The following is a 16,562-nucleotide window of genomic DNA, read 5'->3' on the forward strand; positions in this document are numbered from 1 at the left end:
GGGACTCCTTAGTACGCGAAGGACAGCGGGGACTGGTCGTCGTCCTTGCGGACCACGGGCTCCTCGACCACGGGCGCGCCCTCGACGGCGTAGCGCTGCATGAGGCGGAACCAGAAGACGGCGAGCGTCGCGTAGACGAGCGTGAACGTGATCATGGAGGTGAGCACCTCGCCCGCGCTCACCGAGGTCGAGTAACCGAACAGGGTCATGAGCATCACCTGGTCGGAGCCCGTCGGGTTGGGCGCCACCACGAACGGCTGACGGCCCATCTCGGTGAAGATCCACCCGAAGCTGGCGGCGAGGAACGGCATGGGCAGCGACACGAGCGCCAGGGTCTTCATCCAGCCCTGGGTCACCACGCCCTTCTTGCGCGTGAACCACAGGATGGCGAGCGCGAGGGCGGCGGAGAACGCGGCGAGCCCGATCATCAGGCGGAAGGTCCAGTACGTGACCGCGAGGTTGGGGCGGTACTCGATCTCCTCGCCGTCGGGCGTGGTCGCACCGTAGCGCTCGGCGTACTGCTCCTGGAGGTCGTCGAGGCCGGTGACCTCCGCGTTCCAGTCGCCGGTGGCGAGGTACGAGGTGAGGCCGGGGATCTCGAGGATGTGCTTGACCGAGGACGGGTCGTCGCCCGCGAGGTTGCCGATCGCGAGCAGCGAGAACGGAGCCGGCTGCTCGGTGTCGACCAGGCCCTCCGCCGCGGCCATCTTGATGGGCTGCTGCTTGAACATGAGCTTCGCCTGGATGTCGCCGGTGATGATCACCGCGACGCCCGCGAGCAGCATGACGACGGCCCCGAACCGTGCCGCGGTGCGGTACATCGAGAGGTCCTGGTGCGCGGCGTCCTCGCGGTGGCGGCGGACCATCCAGTACACGGCGATGCCCGCGACGAACGTGCCGGCCACCAGGAACGCTGTCGCGATGACGTGCGGGAACGCGACCAGCGTCGTGTTGTTGGTGAGGACGGCCCCGATGTCGTTCATCTCGGCGCGGCCGGTCTCCGGGTTGTACTCGGCACCCACGGGGTGCTGCATCCACGAGTTCGCGGCGATGATGAAGTAGGCGGACAGCAGCGAGCCGATCGAGAACGCCCACACGGTCGCCAGGTGGACCTTCTTGGGCAGGCGGTCCCACCCGAAGATCCACAGACCCAGGAACGTCGACTCGAGGAAGAAGGCGAGCAGCGCCTCCATCGCGAGCGGGGCGCCGAACACGTCGCCCACGAACCGCGAGTACTCGGACCAGTTCATGCCGAACTGGAACTCCTGCACGATGCCGGTGGCGACGCCGAGCGCGAAGTTGATGAGCAGCAGCTTCCCGTAGAACTTGGTGAGGCGCAGCCACTTCTCGTTGCCGGTGCGCACCCAGGCGGTCTGCATGATCGCGACCAGCATCGACAGGCCGATCGTGAGGGGGACGAGCACGAAGTGGTAGACGGTGGTGATACCGAACTGCCAGCGCGCAAGCTCAAGCGCTTCCATGGGACGGGGACCTCCTAGGTTGTTAGGTGAAAAACTAGTCGTGAGCGTCTTTCCGCGCATCAGGACCTTGGTCCCGCCGGGCGCTTCGATGGCCCGCGGACCAGCGACGTCGATCACGCGTAGGCGGGAACCCCCTCCGGCGACACGGACCGCGGTTTCCCGCTTTCCCTGGCGCCTGTGACACAATGGCCCGTAGGTCAGGCGCCCAGCCACACCGGGTGCCCACCGCGCGACAGACGCAGCGAGGACGTAGCTGCCAGTCCCGCCAGATCCCGCTGGTCTACAGGCCGCAGGCGGAGAAAACGGGGATGGGCGCTCGAGATCGCCGCTGTCCGCCGCGACCAGCAGACTTCCGTGGCCACGGATCGTGAGCCGCGAACGACGATGAGGTCGGGACCCCGTGTGGGGGGTCCCGATTCGAGGTACCCGCGTTGAGCGAGGAAAGCACCACCGCACCCGAGAGCACCGTCTCCGCCCCGATCTTCCAGGCGCCCGAGCCCACCCGCTCGCGCCGCGCCTCGGCTCCCGCCGGTCCGCCGGCGGCCGCGGCACCGCCCGCCGTGTCGGCGCCGCCCGCGTCGCCCTTCGCCGCGCCGGCCGCACCCGCCCCTGCGGAGGAGCGTCCCGCGGACGAGGCCCCCAAGCGCAAGCGCTCGAGCGGCAAGAGCGGCGGCGCCAAGAAGAAGGCGAAGCCCGCCGAGGAGGCGCCCGCCGAGGCCGCCGAGTCGACCGAAGGTTCCGGAGCCGAGGAGGCGCCCGCCAAGCCGCGGCGCCGCCGCGCGACCTCCGGCGGCGGGCCCGCGCAGGCCAGCGAGCCCGTGACCGACGAGCCGGCGGACGGCGCCGAGCCCGCCGACGAGGGCGACGCCGCGGACGGCGACTCCGACGACGCGGAGGGCACCGGCCCCCGTCGTCGCCGCCGCCGTGGCGGCCGTGGCCGCGGCAAGAAGAAGCCGTCCGATGGTGCCGACGGCGCCGAGGACCAGGACGAGGCGACGGATGCGTCCGAGGACGCCTCCTCGGATGACGCCGACGCGTCCGCCGAGGGCGACGACTCGTCCGAGGACGGCGAGGGCGAGGGCGGCACCCGTCGCCGACGCCGCCGTTCGCGCGGCTCGCGCTCGGGCGGTGGCTCGACCCCCGCATCGTCCCCCGGCGACGACCAGCTCCAGGGCTCCACGCGTCTCCAGGCGAAGCGCCAGCGTCGCCGCGACTCGCGCGACGGCCAGCGCCGTCGCCCCGTGATCTCCGAGGCGGAGTTCCTCGCGCGCCGCGAGTCCGTCAAGCGCTCCATGGTGGTGCGTGAGAAGGACCACCGCGTCCAGATCGCCGTGCTCGAGGACGACGTCCTGGTCGAGCACTACGTCTCCCACCAGGTGCAGCAGTCCATGGCCGGCAACGTGTACCTGGGCCGGATCCAGAACGTCCTGCCCGGCATGGAGGCCGCGTTCGTCGACATCGGCCGCGGCCGCAACGCCGTCCTGTACGCCGGCGAGGTCAACTGGGACGCCGCCGGCCTCGAGGGCAAGGCGAAGCGCATCGAGCTCGCGCTCAAGCCCGGCGACACGGTCATGGTGCAGGTCACCAAGGACCCGATCGGCCACAAGGGTGCGCGCGTCACGTCGCAGATCTCGCTCGCGGGCCGCTTCCTGGTCTACGTGCCCGGCGGCGGCGTCACCGGCATCAGCCGCAAGCTCCCCGACACCGAGCGCAACCGCCTCAAGAAGCTCCTGCGCGAGGTCATCCCGTCCGACGCCGGAGTGATCGTGCGCACGGCCGCGGAGGGCGCCTCGGAGGAGGAGCTGCGCGCCGACGTCGAGCGCCTCAAGCGCCAGTGGCAGACCATCCTCGACGAGTCGAAGCCCGGCACCAAGGCGCCGAAGCTGCTGCGCGGCGAGCCCGACATGGCCATCCGCGTGGTGCGCGACATCTTCAACGAGGACTTCGACTCGCTCACCATCCAGGGCGACGACACGTGGAACTCGCTGTCCATGTACGTGGGCCAGGTCGCTCCGGACCTCATGCCGCGCCTGCACAAGTTCACCGGCGACCGCGACGTGTTCGCGGAGTCGCGCATCGACGAGCAGCTCGCGAAGGGCATGGACCGCAAGGTCTGGCTGCCGTCGGGCGGCTCGCTGGTCATCGACCGCACCGAGGCGATGACGGTCATCGACGTCAACACGGGCAAGTTCGTCGGCAAGGGCGGCACGCTCGAGGAGACGATGACGCTCAACAACCTCGAGGCCGCGGAGGAGATCGTCCGTCAGCTGCGCCTGCGCGACATCGGCGGCATCATCGTCATCGACTTCGTCGACATGCTGCTCGAGGCCAACCGCGACCGCGTGCTGCGTCGCCTCATCGAGTGCCTGGGCCGTGACCGCACCAAGCACCAGGTGGCCGAGGTCACCTCGCTGGGCCTGGTGCAGATGACGCGCAAGCGCGTGGGCCAGGGCCTGGTCGAGGCGTTCTCCGAGACCTGCGAGCACTGCAAGGGCCGCGGCTTCCTGGTGCACGGCGAGCCCGTGGCGGAGGCGAGCGAGAAGCAGCCCGAGACGCGCCGTTCGCGCGGCTCGCGCGGTGGTCAGCAGAACCAGCAGCCGCAGCAGAAGCAGCAGGGCGGGCAGCAGTCCGGCCAGCCTCAGCAGAAGCCGCAGGCGCAGGACAAGCCCCAGCCGGAGAAGGACGCGCACGCGCACGCACCGTCGCAGGGCGAGACCCACGCCCTCGACGACCGCGAGGAGGCGCGCGCCGCCGTCAAGGCGACGCTCGCGTCGATCGCGGCGGCCGCCGAGAAGGCGCACCACCACGAGGACCACGACGACGTCGTGACCGACGCGGGCGACGCCGAGAAGCACATCGAGGTCCCGATCGTGCTGCCCGAGCCCGGGGACGATGCGCCGGCCGCCGAGACCGCCGACGTCACCGAGGCCACGGAGGAGTCCGAAGAGCGGTGACCGTTCCCGACGGCTGGATCGTGATCGAGGCGCGCCACACGGCGCGCCTCGACGCGTCTCGCGACCAGCTGCTCGCTGCGGAGCTCGACCTCGCGTTCCAGGGCGAGGCGACCGGGGTCGACTTCACCGACGTGATCGAGTCCGCGCCTGGGGTCCCGCACACGTGGTCGCAGGTCGCGCGGTCCGGCCCGTTCCGTCAGCGCTTCGCGAGCACGCTCGAGTCCGCGGACCCCGTGGTGACGCGATCGGTGAGCAGCGACTACCTCGTGCAGACCGTGACCACGGCGGTCGACGACGCGCCGGGCGCCGACGGCAGGATCGAGGTCGCATGGACGGTGCGCACCGAGCTCACCGCACAGGACGGGCTGAGCCGGTGGATCCAGCGTGTCTCGCGGGCGCGCACGCAGCGCGCGCTTCAGCGGGCCTTCGATCGCACCATGACCCGCTGGGCCGCCGCCGTCGAGGCGCGCGCGGCGGGCGAGCGCGCCTGACCCCGCCGCCGCATCGTCCCCCTGCCAGGGGACCCCGCACCTAGGACACCTGCGACGGGATCCGTCCCGACACGCGGGGTAGAATCGTCCAGGTACCCCGATCCCTCGGGGTGTCGAGGCGAGATCCGTCCGGAGTGTCGGACGGGCCATCCCGACAGCGGCCGCGGGCGACACGCCCGGTTTGACCCCGGGCGGGTCGAGCGGGTACATTTGTACGTCGGCGCGCCAAGCGCTGAGGCCCTGCCTGCGCCCTCATCGGGAGCGGCTGCGGCAGGAATCTGACCCCCTCGCGGGGTACAACAACGAGTTTCACGAGGAAAAATCATGGTGTACGCGATTGTGAAGGCCGGTGGCCGCCAGGAGAAGGTCTCCGTTGGCGACATCGTCGTGGTCGACCGTCTGAAGGCAGACGCCGGTTCGACCGTCGAGCTCGCCCCGGTGCTGCTCGTCGACGGTGACAAGGTCACCTCCGACGCGAAGGCGCTCTCCAAGGTGAAGGTGACCGCCGAGGTCGTGCGCGACGAGCGCGGCCCGAAGATCACCATCCTCAAGTACAAGAACAAGACTGGTTACAAGAAGCGCATCGGTCACCGTCAGGACCTGACGCGCCTCAAGGTCACCGGCATCAAGTAAGCGAGGAGACACTCATGGCACACAAGAAGGGCGCGAGCTCCTCGCGCAACGGTCGCGACTCGAACCCCCAGTACCTGGGCGTGAAGCGCTTCGGCGGCGAGGTCGTCAACGCGGGCGAGATCATCGTCCGCCAGCGTGGCACCCACTTCCACCCCGGCAACAACGTCGGCCGTGGCAAGGACGACACCCTGTTCGCGCTGGCCGCCGGTTCGGTCCAGTTCGGTCAGCGTCGTGGCCGTCGCGTGATCGACATCGTCGAGGCGTAAGCACTCGCACACAAGCTTTTCCAGTCAGGGGCGGCGCCGCAAGGCGACGCCCCTGACTCATCTCTAGGCTGGGGACGATGCGGGGGAGACTCCCGCGCGCATCGTCCGTCCCGGCCGCCACCAGGAGGCACCCATGGCATCGTTCGTCGACCGCGTGACCCTGCACGTCACGGCGGGCAACGGTGGCCACGGCGTCGCCTCCGTGCACCGCGAGAAGTTCAAGCCACTCGGCGGCCCCGACGGCGGCAACGGCGGCCGTGGCGGCTCCGTGATCCTCGTGGTCGACCCACAGGTCACCACGCTGCTCGACTACCACCACGCGCCGCACCGCACCGCGGAGAACGGCAAGCAGGGCGCGGGCGACATGCGCCACGGCGCGAACGCCGCCGACCTCCGCCTCGGCGTGCCGAACGGCACCATCGTGAAGACGCGCGAGGGCGAGTTCCTCGCCGACCTGGTGGGCGAGGGTGCCGAGTACGTGATCGCGCAGGGGGGCCGCGGCGGCCTGGGCAACGCGGCCCTCGCGACCCAGAAGCGCAAGGCCCCGGGCTTCGCGCTGCTCGGCGAGCCCGGCGGCGAGGCCTCCGTGATCCTCGAGCTCAAGTCCATCGCGGACGTCGCGCTTGTCGGCTTCCCGTCCGCGGGCAAGTCGTCGATCATCGCGGCGATGAGCCGCGTGCGCCCCAAGATCGCCGACTACCCCTTCACCACGCTCGTCCCGAACCTGGGCGTGGTCGAGGCGGGCGGCACCAAGTTCACCATCGCGGACGTCCCCGGGCTCATCGAGGGCGCCTCCGAGGGCAGGGGCCTGGGCCACGACTTCCTGCGCCACATCGAGCGCTGCTCGGTGATCGCGCACGTGCTCGATACGGCGACCCTCGAGACCGACCGCGACCCGCTGCGCGACCTCGACATCATCGCCAACGAGCTGCGCGCGTACTCGGGCGACGAGGCGATCAGCGGCGTGCCGCTCGCCGAGCGCCCCCAGATCGTCATCCTCAACAAGATCGACGTGCCGGACGGCCGCGACCTCGCCGAGATCGTGCGCCCCGAGCTCGAGGAGCGGGGCATGCCGATCTTCGAGGTGAGCGCCGTCAGCCACGAGGGCCTGCGCGAGCTCGGCTTCGCGCTCGCCGCCATGGTGGACGCGGAGCGGGCCAAGGTGCCGGAGCTCGAGAAGGCGCCCGTGGTCATCCGGCCCAAGGCCGTCGACGACTCGGGCTTCACCGTCACCCACGTGCGCGACGGCGCCGAGGACTACTACCAGGTGCGCGGAGCCAAGGTCGAGCGCTGGGTCAAGCAGACCAACTTCGCCAACGACGAGGCAGTCGGCTATCTCGCCGACCGGCTTGCGAAGGCCGGCGTCGAGGAGGCGCTGTTCAAGGCCGGTGCGACGCCCGGCTGCGAGGTCGTGATCGGCCCGCGTCAGGGCGGCATCATGTTCGACTGGGAGCCCACCATGATGGCCGGCGCCGAGCTCCTGGGCCAGCGCGGCTCGGACCTGCGCATCGAGCAGCACGAGCGTCATCACCGCGCCACGCGCGCCGAGAAGCGCGAGCAGTTCAAGGAGCGCATGGACGCCCGCGCGGAGGCTCGCAAGGAGCTGTGGACCGAGCGCGACGCCGGGCACTGGACCGATCCCTCCCAGGACGACGAGTAGCCTTCACCCAGGTATCCATCCCCGGGGAGGTCACACGTGAGCGAGGCGCGCACGGCGGTGTCGCAGGCACGGCGCATCGTCGTCAAGGTCGGGTCGTCGTCGCTCACCGGCCCCGGCGGCCAGCTCGACGAGGCGCGGCTGGGCGCGCTGGTCGACGTGCTCGGCTCCGCGCGCACCGACGGTCGCGAGGTGCTCCTCGTGACGTCGGGCTCGATCGCCGCGGGCATCGGGCCGCTCGGCCTGGAGTCCCGCCCCACCAACCTCGAGCTGCAGCAGGCCGCCGCCTCGGTGGGCCAGGGCAAGCTCATCCACGCCTACACGGTCGCGTTCGCGCGCTACGGGCTCACCGTGGGCCAGGTGCTGCTCACGGCCGACGACATGGTCCGCCGCGCCCACTACGGCAACGCGCGCCGGGCGCTCGAGTCGCTGCTGACGCTCGGCGTGGTGCCCATCATCAACGAGAACGACACCGTCGCGACCGACGAGATCCGGTTCGGCGACAACGACCGCCTCGCGGCGCTGGTGGCGACCGCGGTGCGCGCCGACGCGCTCGTGCTGCTCACCGACGTCGACGCGCTCTACACCGCCGCCCCCGACACCCCGGGAGCGCGGCGCATCTCGGAGGTGGCGTCGCCGGAGGACCTCCACGGCATCGACATCTCTCGCCGCGGCTCCGCCGTGGGCACGGGAGGCATGATCACCAAGATCGAGGCGGCGTCGCTCGCGACCAACAGCGGCGTGCGGGTGGTCCTGGCGGCGGCGGACGATGCGGCGCGCGCCGTGGCGGGGGAGGACGTGGGCACGCTGTTCGTCCCCACGGGCAAGCCCGAGACCACGCGCCTGCAGTGGCTGGCCGACGCGGCGAGGACCCGCGGCGGGATCGTCCTCGACGACGGCGCGGTGCGGGCGCTTCGCGGCCGTCAGGCGTCGCTGCTCGCGGCGGGTGTGGTCGAGATCCGCGGCGACTTCGAGGCGGGGGAGCCCGTCGACCTGGTGGGTCGTGACGGCGCGCTGGTCGCGCGCGGTTTCGCGGGCTTCTCCTCGGAGGAGGCCGACCGCATGAAGGGGCTGTCGACGGAGGCGCTCGGCGAGGTGCTGGGCGAGGCGTACGCGCGCGAGCTCATCCACATCGACCACCTCGTGGTGCTGTAGCCAGTTCGCCCCGCACGGTCCGGCGCGCGACACGCGGGGCCGAACCCGCGCATCGTCCCCGGGCGGCGGCGCGTCGCAGCCCGGACCGTGCGCAGCGAACCGGGACGCGGGGAAGGTGCCAGCTCGCCCTGGGCAGGCACCCGCGAGGCTCCTAGACTCGAGTGTCATGACCGAGACCGCGATCCCCACCGACATCGAGCAGGCCGTCCTCGAGGCGTGCCGCCGCGCCAAGCTCGCCTCGCGCGCGCTCGCGACCGCCACCGCCACCGTGAAGAACGACGCGCTCCACGCGATGGCCGACGCGCTGGTCGCGCAGGGCGCGCGCATCGTCGAGGCCAACGCGAAGGACCTCGAGCGCGGCCGCGCGAACGACATGAGCCCCGGGCTGCTCGACCGCCTCGCGCTCGACCAGGACCGGATCGAGAAGATCGCCGAGGCGCTGCGCTACGTCGCGACCCTCCCGGACCCCGTGGGCGAGGTCAAGCGCGGCTCCACGCTTCCCAACGGCATCCGTCTCATCCAGAAGGCGGTCCCGATGGGCGTCGTGGGCATGATCTACGAGGCACGTCCCAACGTCACCGTCGATGCCGCGGGCCTGTCGCTCAAGTCGGGCAACGCGGCGGTGCTGCGCGGCGGGTCCGCCGCGGCGAGCTCGAACGAGGTGATCGTCGCCGTGCTGCAGGACGCGCTCGAGTCCGTGGGCCTGCCCCGCGACGCGGTCCAGTCGATCGACGCGTACGGCCGCGAGGGCGCCCGTGTGCTCATGAACGCCCGTGGGCTGGTCGACGTGCTCGTGCCGCGCGGCGGCCGCGACCTCATCCAGACCGTGGTGCGCGAGTCCACCGTGCCCGCGATCGAGACCGGCGAGGGCAACTGCCACGTCTACCTCGACGCGTCGGCGCCGCTCGACCGCTCGGTGGACATCGTGCTCAACTCCAAGACGCACCGCGTGGGCGTGTGCAACGCCGCGGAGACCCTGCTGGTCCACAAGGACGCGGCCGACAACCTCCCGGTGATCCTCGAGCAGCTGCATCAGGCGGGCGTCACCCTCCACGCGGACGATGCGGCGGCCGACCTCGCGCCGAACGACGTCCCCACCGTCCCCGCCACCGAGGAGGACTGGGCGACCGAGTACCTGTCCCTCGACCTCGCGGTCAAGGTCGTGGACAGCATCGACGAGGCCATCCAGCACATCGCGCGCTACAGCACCGGCCACACCGAGGCGATCGTCACCAACGACATCGACGCCGCCCAGCACTTCGTGGCCCACATCGACTCGGCGGCGGTCATGGTCAACGCCTCGACGCGCTTCACCGACGGCGGCGAGTTCGGGCTCGGCGCGGAGATCGGCATCTCCACGCAGAAGCTGCACGCGCGCGGCCCCATGGGCCTCGGCGAGCTCACCACCACCACCTGGGTCGCGTACGGCGAGGGCCACATCCGCGGCTGACCCGGCCGGCGCATCGTCCCTCGCCGCGAAGGTGCCATAATCGCGGGAGACAACAGGAGGAGTCCCCCCATGATCACCGAGGCCGTCGAGACCACGTCGCACGTCGTCAACGAGCTCCCCATCCCCGCCGCCGCGTTCGGGCTGCTCGCCTTCACGGGCCTGATGGCGCTGCTGTTCGTCACGTACGCGTTCCGGAGCGTCGGCACGCGCCACTGACGTGGGCAGCCTGGCCCGCGTAGGGGTGCTGGGAGGCACCTTCGACCCGATCCACCTCGGTCACCTCGCGGCGGCCTCGGAGGTCTGCGCGCGGCTGGGGCTCGACCAGGTGCTGCTGACCCCGGCGCACTCGCAGCCGTTCAAGCAGGGCATCGATACGGCGTCCCCCGAGCACAGGCTCGCGATGTGCGAGCTCGCGGCCGCGGAGGACGAGCGCTTCGGTGTGTCGCCCGTCGACATCGAGCGCGGGGGAGTGACCTTCACGGTCGACACCCTCACCGATCTGCGCGCGCAGCGACCCGACGCGGAGCTCTTCTTCATCACCGGCGCGGACGCCCTCGCGCGGCTCGACGAGTGGAAGGATGCGCACCGGCTCGCAGAACTGGCGACGTTCGTGGGAGTGACACGCCCCGGTCATTCGTTGGAGGAGTCGGAATGGCCACATATCCTGGTGGAGGCCCCCGCCCTGGCGATATCGTCGACCGACGTGCGACGCCGGACGAGGGTAGGACTCCCGATCCGGTACCTTGTACCCCGGTCCGTGGCCGACTACATCGCCGCGAACGGGCTCTACTACGGAGGACTTGATGACTGACCAGGGCAGGCCTTTGTCGCGCCGAGCGCGCCGCGAGGCCGAGGTCAGGCAGGCCGCCCCGGATGAGCCCACCACCCCGCTCCCGTCGCTCGTCGCCGGCCCTCCCACGCACCCGGACGGCACGCCGCTCACGCGCAAGGAGCGCCGCGAGCTCGAGCGCCGCGACAACCCGGTGGAGACGTGGACGCAGGAGGAGGAGCTCATCGCGACGGGCCAGCTGCCCGCGATGACCCCCGAGCTCCTCGACGCGCAGGAGATGGTCGCGCGCGCACGCGCCGAGCGCGCGGAGGCCGCGCAGGCGGCCGTACCGGTGGACGATGCGGTGGTCGAGGATCCCGCCCACGAGGCGCCGGTGGAGGCACCCGAGACGCCGGAGACGGCGCTCGCGGACGATGCGGCGGTCGTGGCGGTCGACGAGGCCGAGCCCGCCGAGGCCGAGCCTGAGGCGGGCGCCGAGCCCGACGTGGCGGTGGACGCGGCGCCCGAGGCGTACGACGACGAGCCGACCGAGGTCATCGCCGACGAGGTCGTCGAGGAGGTCGTCGAGGAGGCGGAGCCGACCACGGGCGCGATCGACGCGATCCCCGAGGAGTACCGCCACCTGTTCCCGCCCGGCTCGCTGCAGGCGCGGCGTCTCGAGGAGCGCGCGGCTCGCGGCGAGGCCGGCACGCCCGCCCCCGACGCTCCCTCCGCCCCCGTGGACCAGCAGCCGCAGCAGGCGGGTGACACGGATCCGGCCGCCGAGATCCGCCGGCTCACCGCCGAGGCGATGGCCGGGATCACCCGTGCGCAGCAGGCGCAGCGCGCCACGGCGGCTGTCGACGAGCCCGAGATCGCAGACGCGGCCATCGGCGAGGCCGACGACGAGCAGCCCGGCGACCACGCGGACTCCTCCGCCGAGCCCGCGGCCGACCCCGCCGAGGCGTCGGGGCTCACGCCCGTCGACCCCGCCGAGGCGTACGCACGCGCGGAGTCGTTCGAGGCGCCCGACGTCGATGACGTCACGCTCGTCGACGAGGTCGCGCTCGAGGAGACGGAGTACGCGCCTGCCGTCGCGGCCGAGTCCGCCGCGCACGGCCTGCCCCAGCGCGCCGGGACCGTGACCGAGACGGCGCCCGCGCCGACCGAGACGTCGACGGACACCACCCGGTCCGGCGACGCGCCGATCGTCCCCGCCGGGATGCGGCAGGTGGCGCCGGCGACGGCGTCGGCCCCGTCCGTGTGGGAGGCCCACCCGCTGGCGAGCGCGCAGCCGCGCGAGGTCGCCGACTACGTGCCGTCGGAGGACATCCCGATCCCCGACTTCACCAAGATCATGCACGGGTACGCGTCGACGTCGTCGTCGGCAGGCACCGCGCCCGCGGGCGAGGTGGGCGACGCCCCGACCGGGACGGACCTGCCGGACGTGCCCGCGAGCGAGTACCCGCGCCGGCCCCAGCCCGACGAGGCCCAGGAGGGTGCGCACCACTTCGCGTGGGCGCATCTCGCGGTGATCGGCGCCGTGGCCTTCCTGCTCGGCGTGCTGGTGTGGCACCTCACGGGGAACGCCTGATGAGCGCGACCGAGCGGGCCCTCGAGCTGGTGCGCGCGGCCGCGCGCGCGGCGGACGACAAGAAGGCGACGGACATCGTCGCGCTCGACGTGTCCGCGCACCTGCCGCTCGCCGACGCGTTCGTCATCGCGTCCGCGTCGAACGAGCGCCAGGTGGTCGCGATCGCCGAGGGCATCGAGGAGGAGCTCGCCGCGCTCGGCGCCAAGGCCGCGCGCCGCGAGGGCGTCCGCGAGGGTCGCTGGGCGCTGCTCGACTTCAACGACGTGATCGTCCACGTGATGCACGACGAGGAGCGCGGCTACTACGAGCTCGAGCGCCTGTGGAAGGACTGCCCGGTCATCGACCCGCAGCTCGACGCGTGACCCGGCTGTTCCTGGTCCGTCACGGCCAGACCGATTGGAACCGGGAAGGCCGCCTCCAGGGCTCGACCGACATCCCGCTCAACGCGACGGGCCGCGCGCAGGCTCACGCCGCGGCATCGTCCCTCGGGCCCGTCCTCGACGGCGACCCCGTCGTGGTGTCCTCCCCGCTCGATCGCGCCGCCGAGACGGCACGGATCATCGTGGGCGACCGCGTCGCGGCGGTCCACCAGGACGCCCGCCTGGTCGAGCGCCGCTACGGGCCGTGGGAGGGTCTGCTGGCGCACGAGCGGGCCGAGCGCTTCCCGGATGCCGATGCGGCGTGGCGCGCGGGTGAGGAGCCCGATTTCGACGGCTACGAGACGCACGCCGAGGTCGCGACGCGCATGAGCGCCGCGGCGGAGGAGTGGGTGGCGCGCGTGCCGGGCGATCTGATCGTGGTGGCGCACGGATCCTCCGGCCGGATGCTGCTGCTCGCCCTGCTGCGCCTGCCGTTCGAGGGACGCGTGATCGGGCACCTCCACAACGCCGCCTGGTCGCGCGTGGTGCCAGCCGCGGGCGGCGGCTGGTCGCTCGACGCGCACAACGTCGGCGCGCCCGCCCCGGGGAGGCGGCTGTGACGGTCCTGGTCCTCATGCGCCACGCGCGCACCGCCTACAACGCCGAGGGGCGCCTGCAGGGCTCCCTGGACGTCCCGCTCGGCGAGGAGGGGCGCCGCCAGGCGCGCGAGGCCGCGCGGGCCCTCACGGCCGAGTACGGCATCCCCGACCGGATCGTCTGCTCGCCGCTGCTGCGCGCCGCGGACACCGCGGCGGAGCTGTCCGCCGTGACCGGCGTGCCGGCCCGGCCGGACGCGCGGCTGACGCAGCGCTCGTACGGCGCATGGGAGGGGCTCACCACCGCCGAGGTGCGGGAGCGCTGGCCGCACGAGCTCGACCGGCGCGATCGCGGCCTCGACCCGCGGATCGAGGGATGGGGAGCGGCCGCCGACGTCGCCGCGCGGGTCTCCGAGGGTCTCGCCGAGGCCTGCGAGGGCGCCCGGCTGGTGGTGGCCGTCAGCCACGGGTCGGCGATCATGCTGGGCTCGCTCGCCCTGCTCGGTCTGGACGTCCACTCGACCGTGCTGGGCAAGCTCCCGCACGCGCACTGGAACGCCCTCGAGTCGACGGGTCGGCGCTGGTCGGTCGCGCGCTACGGACACTCGGCGGCATCGTCCCTGGCAGACCTCTCGCGAGATGCCGATTAACACCTCGATCCGAATCTGGGCTAGTATCTATCTCGCTCTCAGGAGCACGGAATCCGCAAGGATGACGGGGCTGTGGCGCAGCTGGTAGCGCACCTGCATGGCATGCAGGGGGTCAGGGGTTCGAGTCCCCTCAGCTCCACGAAGTGTTGAGACAGCACTTGATCGAAAGGCCGCCCTTCGGGGCGGCCTTTCGTGTTTCCCGGGCCGGTGGGCCCCCGCGGGTGTTATAGTTCATCTATAACAACTGCCGAGGAGGCGTGATGTCGACCGAGGACCGCGCCGTGAGCCGCGCCGTCGTAGCCGGGGTGGTCGCCCCCGTGCTCGTCTGCGTGGCGGCGATCGCGATCGAGCTCGCGGTCCTGGGCGACGTGCCGGATCCCGTCGCCACCCACTGGCGCGCCGACGGCCCCGATGGATTCTCCTCGCCGACGTTCGTGCCCGCGATGACGGCGCTGGTCGGCGGCGTGCTGCCCGTGGTCCTCGGCGCGTCCGGGCTTCGGTCCCTGCGCCGTGGCGAGCGGGGGTTCGTGCTGCGGCTCATGCCCGCGGTCGCGCTCGGCTTGGCGACGCTCATGGGCGTGCTCATGGCAGGCTCGCTGCTCATCCAGCGCGGTCTCGCGGACGCCGCCGACGCGCCATCGATCCTCCCGACCCTGCTGGCCGGGCTGGTCGCCGCCGTCGGTGCGGGCGCGCTGGGCTGGATGGTTCAGCCGCACCACGAGGAGCGACGGCCCGCCGCCGTGCTCGCGCGGCCGCTCAGCCGGGTGCCGGGGGAGCGGGCCGTGTGGCTCGGCCGCGCGGAGATGCGTCCCGCCGCCCTGGCCGCGGTCGTAGGCGGTGTGGCCGTCGCGGCCGTCGCCGCCATCGCCATGTGGGTCGCGGGCGATGCCGCCGTCGCGATCGTCGTGACGGGCGTCGCCGTGCTGTTGGCCGTGGTCGCCGCGTCCTTCAGCGTGTTCCACGTCCGCGTCGACGCGACGGGGCTCACGGTGCGGTCGGCCGCGCGGCTGATCCGCCTGCGCGTGCCGGCCAGCGACGTCGCGGCGGCCGCGGCCACGGAGGTCTCCGGCCTGGCGCAGTACGGCGGCTACGGCATCCGGCAGGTCCCCGGAGCGACCGCCGTGGTGCTGCGGTCGGGACCCGCGCTCGAGGTCACCCGACGCTCGGGGCGCCGCTTCGTCGTCACCCTCGACGACCCGGCCACCGCGGCAGCCGTGCTCGCCGCAGTGGCGGAGGACGCCCGTGCTGCTCAGGATTGACCCCGACTCGAGCGCCCCGCTCTACGACCAGATCGCGGGGTCGGTGCGCCGCGAGACGGCCGCGGGTCGACTGGTCCCCGGCGATCGCCTGCCGTCCGCGCGCGAGGTCGCCGCGGCGCTCGACGTCAATCTCCACACCGTGCTCAAGGCCTATCAGCTGCTCCGCGACGAGGGGCTGGTGGAGATGCGCCGCGGCCGCGGCGCGATCGTCTCCGCGCGGGCCGATGCGCTGGCCGAGCTACGCGCGGAGGCGGCGGCCCTCGCCGGCCGGGCGCGCGCGCTCGGGGTGGGCCCCGATGCGCTGGCGGCGCTCCTCAAGGCGGCGGACGACTCCTGACGGGGCCGGCCGCGCGGCGGCGTGTCAGCCGTCGAGCAATCCCAGATCCGCGAACGCCGCGGCCAGACCCGACCGTTCTGGGGACGCCGCAACGTGGTCGGCGAGCGCGAGCAGTGCGGGCGCCGAGCCCTCGATCGCCACGCTCACGCCCGCGTACTCGAGCATCTCGAGGTCGTTGGGTCCGTCGCCGAACGCGACCACCTGCTCGCGCGCGAGGCCCAGGCGCTCGACCACCGCGGCGATCCCCACCGCCTTGTGCACGTCGGCGAGGAACATCTCGCCGGCCCCCGGCCCGAGGTCGGGGATCGAGCTGGGGATCACGGCCACCTCCGGGCCGATCGTGCGCGCGATCTCGACCAGCGGCGCCTCCGCGTGGAAGCTGGTGATCTTGCCGAACGCGACGCCGGAGAGGTCCTCGGAGGGCCGCAGCGCCGACGTCACGGCCCGCCGTCCGCGCTCCTCCCCGTCCGAGCGTGCGTCGCGCCGCGGGAGGTAGGCGCTCATCGCATCGATGGTCGCGGGCCTCGCGTGCGTGGCGTCGGGCGCCTCGAGGAAGTACAGCGCGCCGTGCGCGTCGAGCGCCTCGATCGCCCTGGCGGCGAGCGCGGCGGGGAAGCGGGTGTCGACCAGCACCTCGTCGCCGAGCACCACGTAGGCGCCGGCGCCCGCGACGTAGCCGTCGAAGCCCGCGGCCGTGAGGTGGTCGGGCAGCAGGGACAACGGGCGCCCGGTGCACAGCAGCACCAGGTGACCCGCGCGGCGCGCCCGGCGCACGGCGTCGACGTGGGCGTCGGGAACGGCTCCGTGGTGTGCGTAGGTGCCGTCGACGTCGAGGAAGACGGCGCGGCGGGACGATGCTACGGCGGGGATGGTCACGCCGTCCAGCCTAGGTGGGTGGACGAGGCCCTCAC

At 72.5% G+C, this 16,562-nt stretch carries 16 protein-coding genes, 1 tRNA gene and 1 pseudogene; 16 read left to right on the plus strand and 2 right to left on the minus strand.

The genetic code is table 11. From position 1 onward, the window contains the following. Positions 1 to 8: 8 nt before the first annotated feature. A complete protein-coding gene (locus AOM01_RS03085; protein ID WP_062288839.1) occupies positions 9 to 1,481 on the minus strand; it encodes a cytochrome ubiquinol oxidase subunit I in 1,473 nt (490 codons plus the stop codon). Positions 1,482 to 1,912: 431 nt separating this feature from the next. On the opposite strand from AOM01_RS03085, the pseudogene AOM01_RS03090 reads away from it, so the two are divergent. The 16 genes and pseudogenes from AOM01_RS03090 to AOM01_RS03160 form a co-directional block, all read left to right on the plus strand. Further along, positions 1,913 to 4,435, plus strand: a pseudogene (locus tag AOM01_RS03090) (Rne/Rng family ribonuclease); the annotation flags it as partial. Beyond that, a complete protein-coding gene (locus AOM01_RS03095) occupies positions 4,432 to 4,926 on the plus strand; it encodes a hypothetical protein (RefSeq protein ID WP_062288845.1) in 495 nt (164 codons plus the stop codon). The pseudogene AOM01_RS03090 and the gene AOM01_RS03095, both read left to right, overlap by 4 nt. A 324-nt stretch (positions 4,927 to 5,250) precedes the next feature. Next, positions 5,251 to 5,559 (plus strand): 50S ribosomal protein L21, encoded by a 309-nt coding sequence (gene rplU, locus AOM01_RS03100; RefSeq protein ID WP_062288849.1) that lies wholly within the window; start codon positions 5,251 to 5,253, stop codon positions 5,557 to 5,559. A gap of 14 nt (positions 5,560 to 5,573) precedes the next feature. Continuing rightward, on the plus strand, positions 5,574 to 5,825 hold the full coding sequence (rpmA, locus tag AOM01_RS03105; protein WP_062288851.1) for a 50S ribosomal protein L27: 252 nt from the start codon (positions 5,574 to 5,576) through the stop codon (positions 5,823 to 5,825). 133 nt (positions 5,826 to 5,958) lie between these two features. After that, complete coding sequence (gene obgE / locus AOM01_RS03110; protein WP_062288853.1) at positions 5,959 to 7,485, plus strand: GTPase ObgE; 1,527 nt, start codon at positions 5,959 to 5,961, stop codon at positions 7,483 to 7,485. A 36-nt stretch (positions 7,486 to 7,521) separates the two neighbouring features. Further along, positions 7,522 to 8,637, plus strand: a complete 1,116-nt coding sequence (gene proB, locus AOM01_RS03115; protein ID WP_062288856.1) for a glutamate 5-kinase — start codon at positions 7,522 to 7,524, stop codon at positions 8,635 to 8,637. Positions 8,638 to 8,803: 166 nt separating this feature from the next. Further along, positions 8,804 to 10,087, plus strand: coding sequence for a glutamate-5-semialdehyde dehydrogenase (locus AOM01_RS03120; protein ID WP_062288857.1), 1,284 nt, complete (start codon positions 8,804 to 8,806; stop codon positions 10,085 to 10,087). 69 nt (positions 10,088 to 10,156) lie between these two features. Further along, complete coding sequence (locus tag AOM01_RS14580) at positions 10,157 to 10,303, plus strand: hypothetical protein (RefSeq protein ID WP_169746501.1); 147 nt, start codon at positions 10,157 to 10,159, stop codon at positions 10,301 to 10,303. A 1-nt stretch (position 10,304) separates the two neighbouring features. Further along, complete coding sequence (nadD, locus tag AOM01_RS03125; RefSeq protein ID WP_062288861.1) at positions 10,305 to 10,898, plus strand: nicotinate-nucleotide adenylyltransferase; 594 nt, start codon at positions 10,305 to 10,307, stop codon at positions 10,896 to 10,898. Next, on the plus strand, positions 10,891 to 12,450 hold the full coding sequence (locus AOM01_RS03130) for a hypothetical protein (RefSeq protein ID WP_156155806.1): 1,560 nt from the start codon (positions 10,891 to 10,893) through the stop codon (positions 12,448 to 12,450). Before nadD ends, AOM01_RS03130 begins: the two co-directional genes overlap by 8 nt. Then, positions 12,450 to 12,812, plus strand: a complete 363-nt coding sequence (rsfS, locus tag AOM01_RS03135) for a ribosome silencing factor (protein WP_062288866.1) — start codon at positions 12,450 to 12,452, stop codon at positions 12,810 to 12,812. The genes AOM01_RS03130 and rsfS overlap by 1 nt, the downstream gene beginning before the upstream one ends. Then, positions 12,809 to 13,429 carry a histidine phosphatase family protein gene (locus tag AOM01_RS03140; protein ID WP_062288869.1) on the plus strand — a complete coding sequence of 207 codons (621 nt, stop codon included), beginning with the start codon at positions 12,809 to 12,811 and terminating at the stop codon, positions 13,427 to 13,429. The genes rsfS and AOM01_RS03140 overlap by 4 nt, the downstream gene beginning before the upstream one ends. Then, the gene (locus AOM01_RS03145; RefSeq protein WP_082109940.1) at positions 13,426 to 14,055 is read left to right on the plus strand and encodes a histidine phosphatase family protein; all 630 of its coding nucleotides are present in this window, start codon (positions 13,426 to 13,428) and stop codon (positions 14,053 to 14,055) included. The genes AOM01_RS03140 and AOM01_RS03145 overlap by 4 nt, the downstream gene beginning before the upstream one ends. 66 nt (positions 14,056 to 14,121) lie before the next feature. Beyond that, positions 14,122 to 14,194 (plus strand) — tRNA-Ala (locus AOM01_RS03150). 121 nt (positions 14,195 to 14,315) lie between these two features. Beyond that, positions 14,316 to 15,314 (plus strand): DUF1648 domain-containing protein, encoded by a 999-nt coding sequence (locus AOM01_RS03155; RefSeq protein WP_062288872.1) that lies wholly within the window; start codon positions 14,316 to 14,318, stop codon positions 15,312 to 15,314. Beyond that, positions 15,298 to 15,651 carry a GntR family transcriptional regulator gene (locus tag AOM01_RS03160; protein WP_062288876.1) on the plus strand — a complete coding sequence of 118 codons (354 nt, stop codon included), beginning with the start codon at positions 15,298 to 15,300 and terminating at the stop codon, positions 15,649 to 15,651. Before AOM01_RS03155 ends, AOM01_RS03160 begins: the two co-directional genes overlap by 17 nt. A 24-nt stretch (positions 15,652 to 15,675) precedes the next feature. Here AOM01_RS03160 and AOM01_RS03165 read toward each other — a convergent pair whose 3' ends face one another. Beyond that, positions 15,676 to 16,527, minus strand: a complete 852-nt coding sequence (locus AOM01_RS03165; protein WP_228374199.1) for an HAD hydrolase family protein — start codon at positions 16,525 to 16,527, stop codon at positions 15,676 to 15,678. Between the last annotated feature and the right edge of the window lie 35 nt (positions 16,528 to 16,562).

This window comes from Demequina phytophila (assembly GCF_000971135.1).
Classification (GTDB): Bacteria; Actinomycetota; Actinomycetes; order Actinomycetales; family Demequinaceae; genus Demequina; species Demequina phytophila.

What these genes read in the sequence shown, in the direction of transcription:
- AOM01_RS03085 (WP_062288839.1), bottom strand. Translation starts at nt 1,481, where the DNA reads ATGGAAGCGCTTGAGCTTGCGCGCTGGCAGTTCGGTATCACCACCGTC.
- rplU (WP_062288849.1), top strand. Translation starts at nt 5,251, where the DNA reads ATGGTGTACGCGATTGTGAAGGCCGGTGGCCGCCAGGAGAAGGTCTCC.
- rpmA (WP_062288851.1), top strand. Translation starts at nt 5,574, where the DNA reads ATGGCACACAAGAAGGGCGCGAGCTCCTCGCGCAACGGTCGCGACTCG.
- obgE (WP_062288853.1), top strand. Translation starts at nt 5,959, where the DNA reads ATGGCATCGTTCGTCGACCGCGTGACCCTGCACGTCACGGCGGGCAAC.
- AOM01_RS03120 (WP_062288857.1), top strand. Translation starts at nt 8,804, where the DNA reads ATGACCGAGACCGCGATCCCCACCGACATCGAGCAGGCCGTCCTCGAG.
- AOM01_RS14580 (WP_169746501.1), top strand. Translation starts at nt 10,157, where the DNA reads ATGATCACCGAGGCCGTCGAGACCACGTCGCACGTCGTCAACGAGCTC.
- AOM01_RS03130 (WP_156155806.1), top strand. Translation starts at nt 10,891, where the DNA reads ATGACTGACCAGGGCAGGCCTTTGTCGCGCCGAGCGCGCCGCGAGGCC.
- rsfS (WP_062288866.1), top strand. Translation starts at nt 12,450, where the DNA reads ATGAGCGCGACCGAGCGGGCCCTCGAGCTGGTGCGCGCGGCCGCGCGC.
- AOM01_RS03155 (WP_062288872.1), top strand. Translation starts at nt 14,316, where the DNA reads ATGTCGACCGAGGACCGCGCCGTGAGCCGCGCCGTCGTAGCCGGGGTG.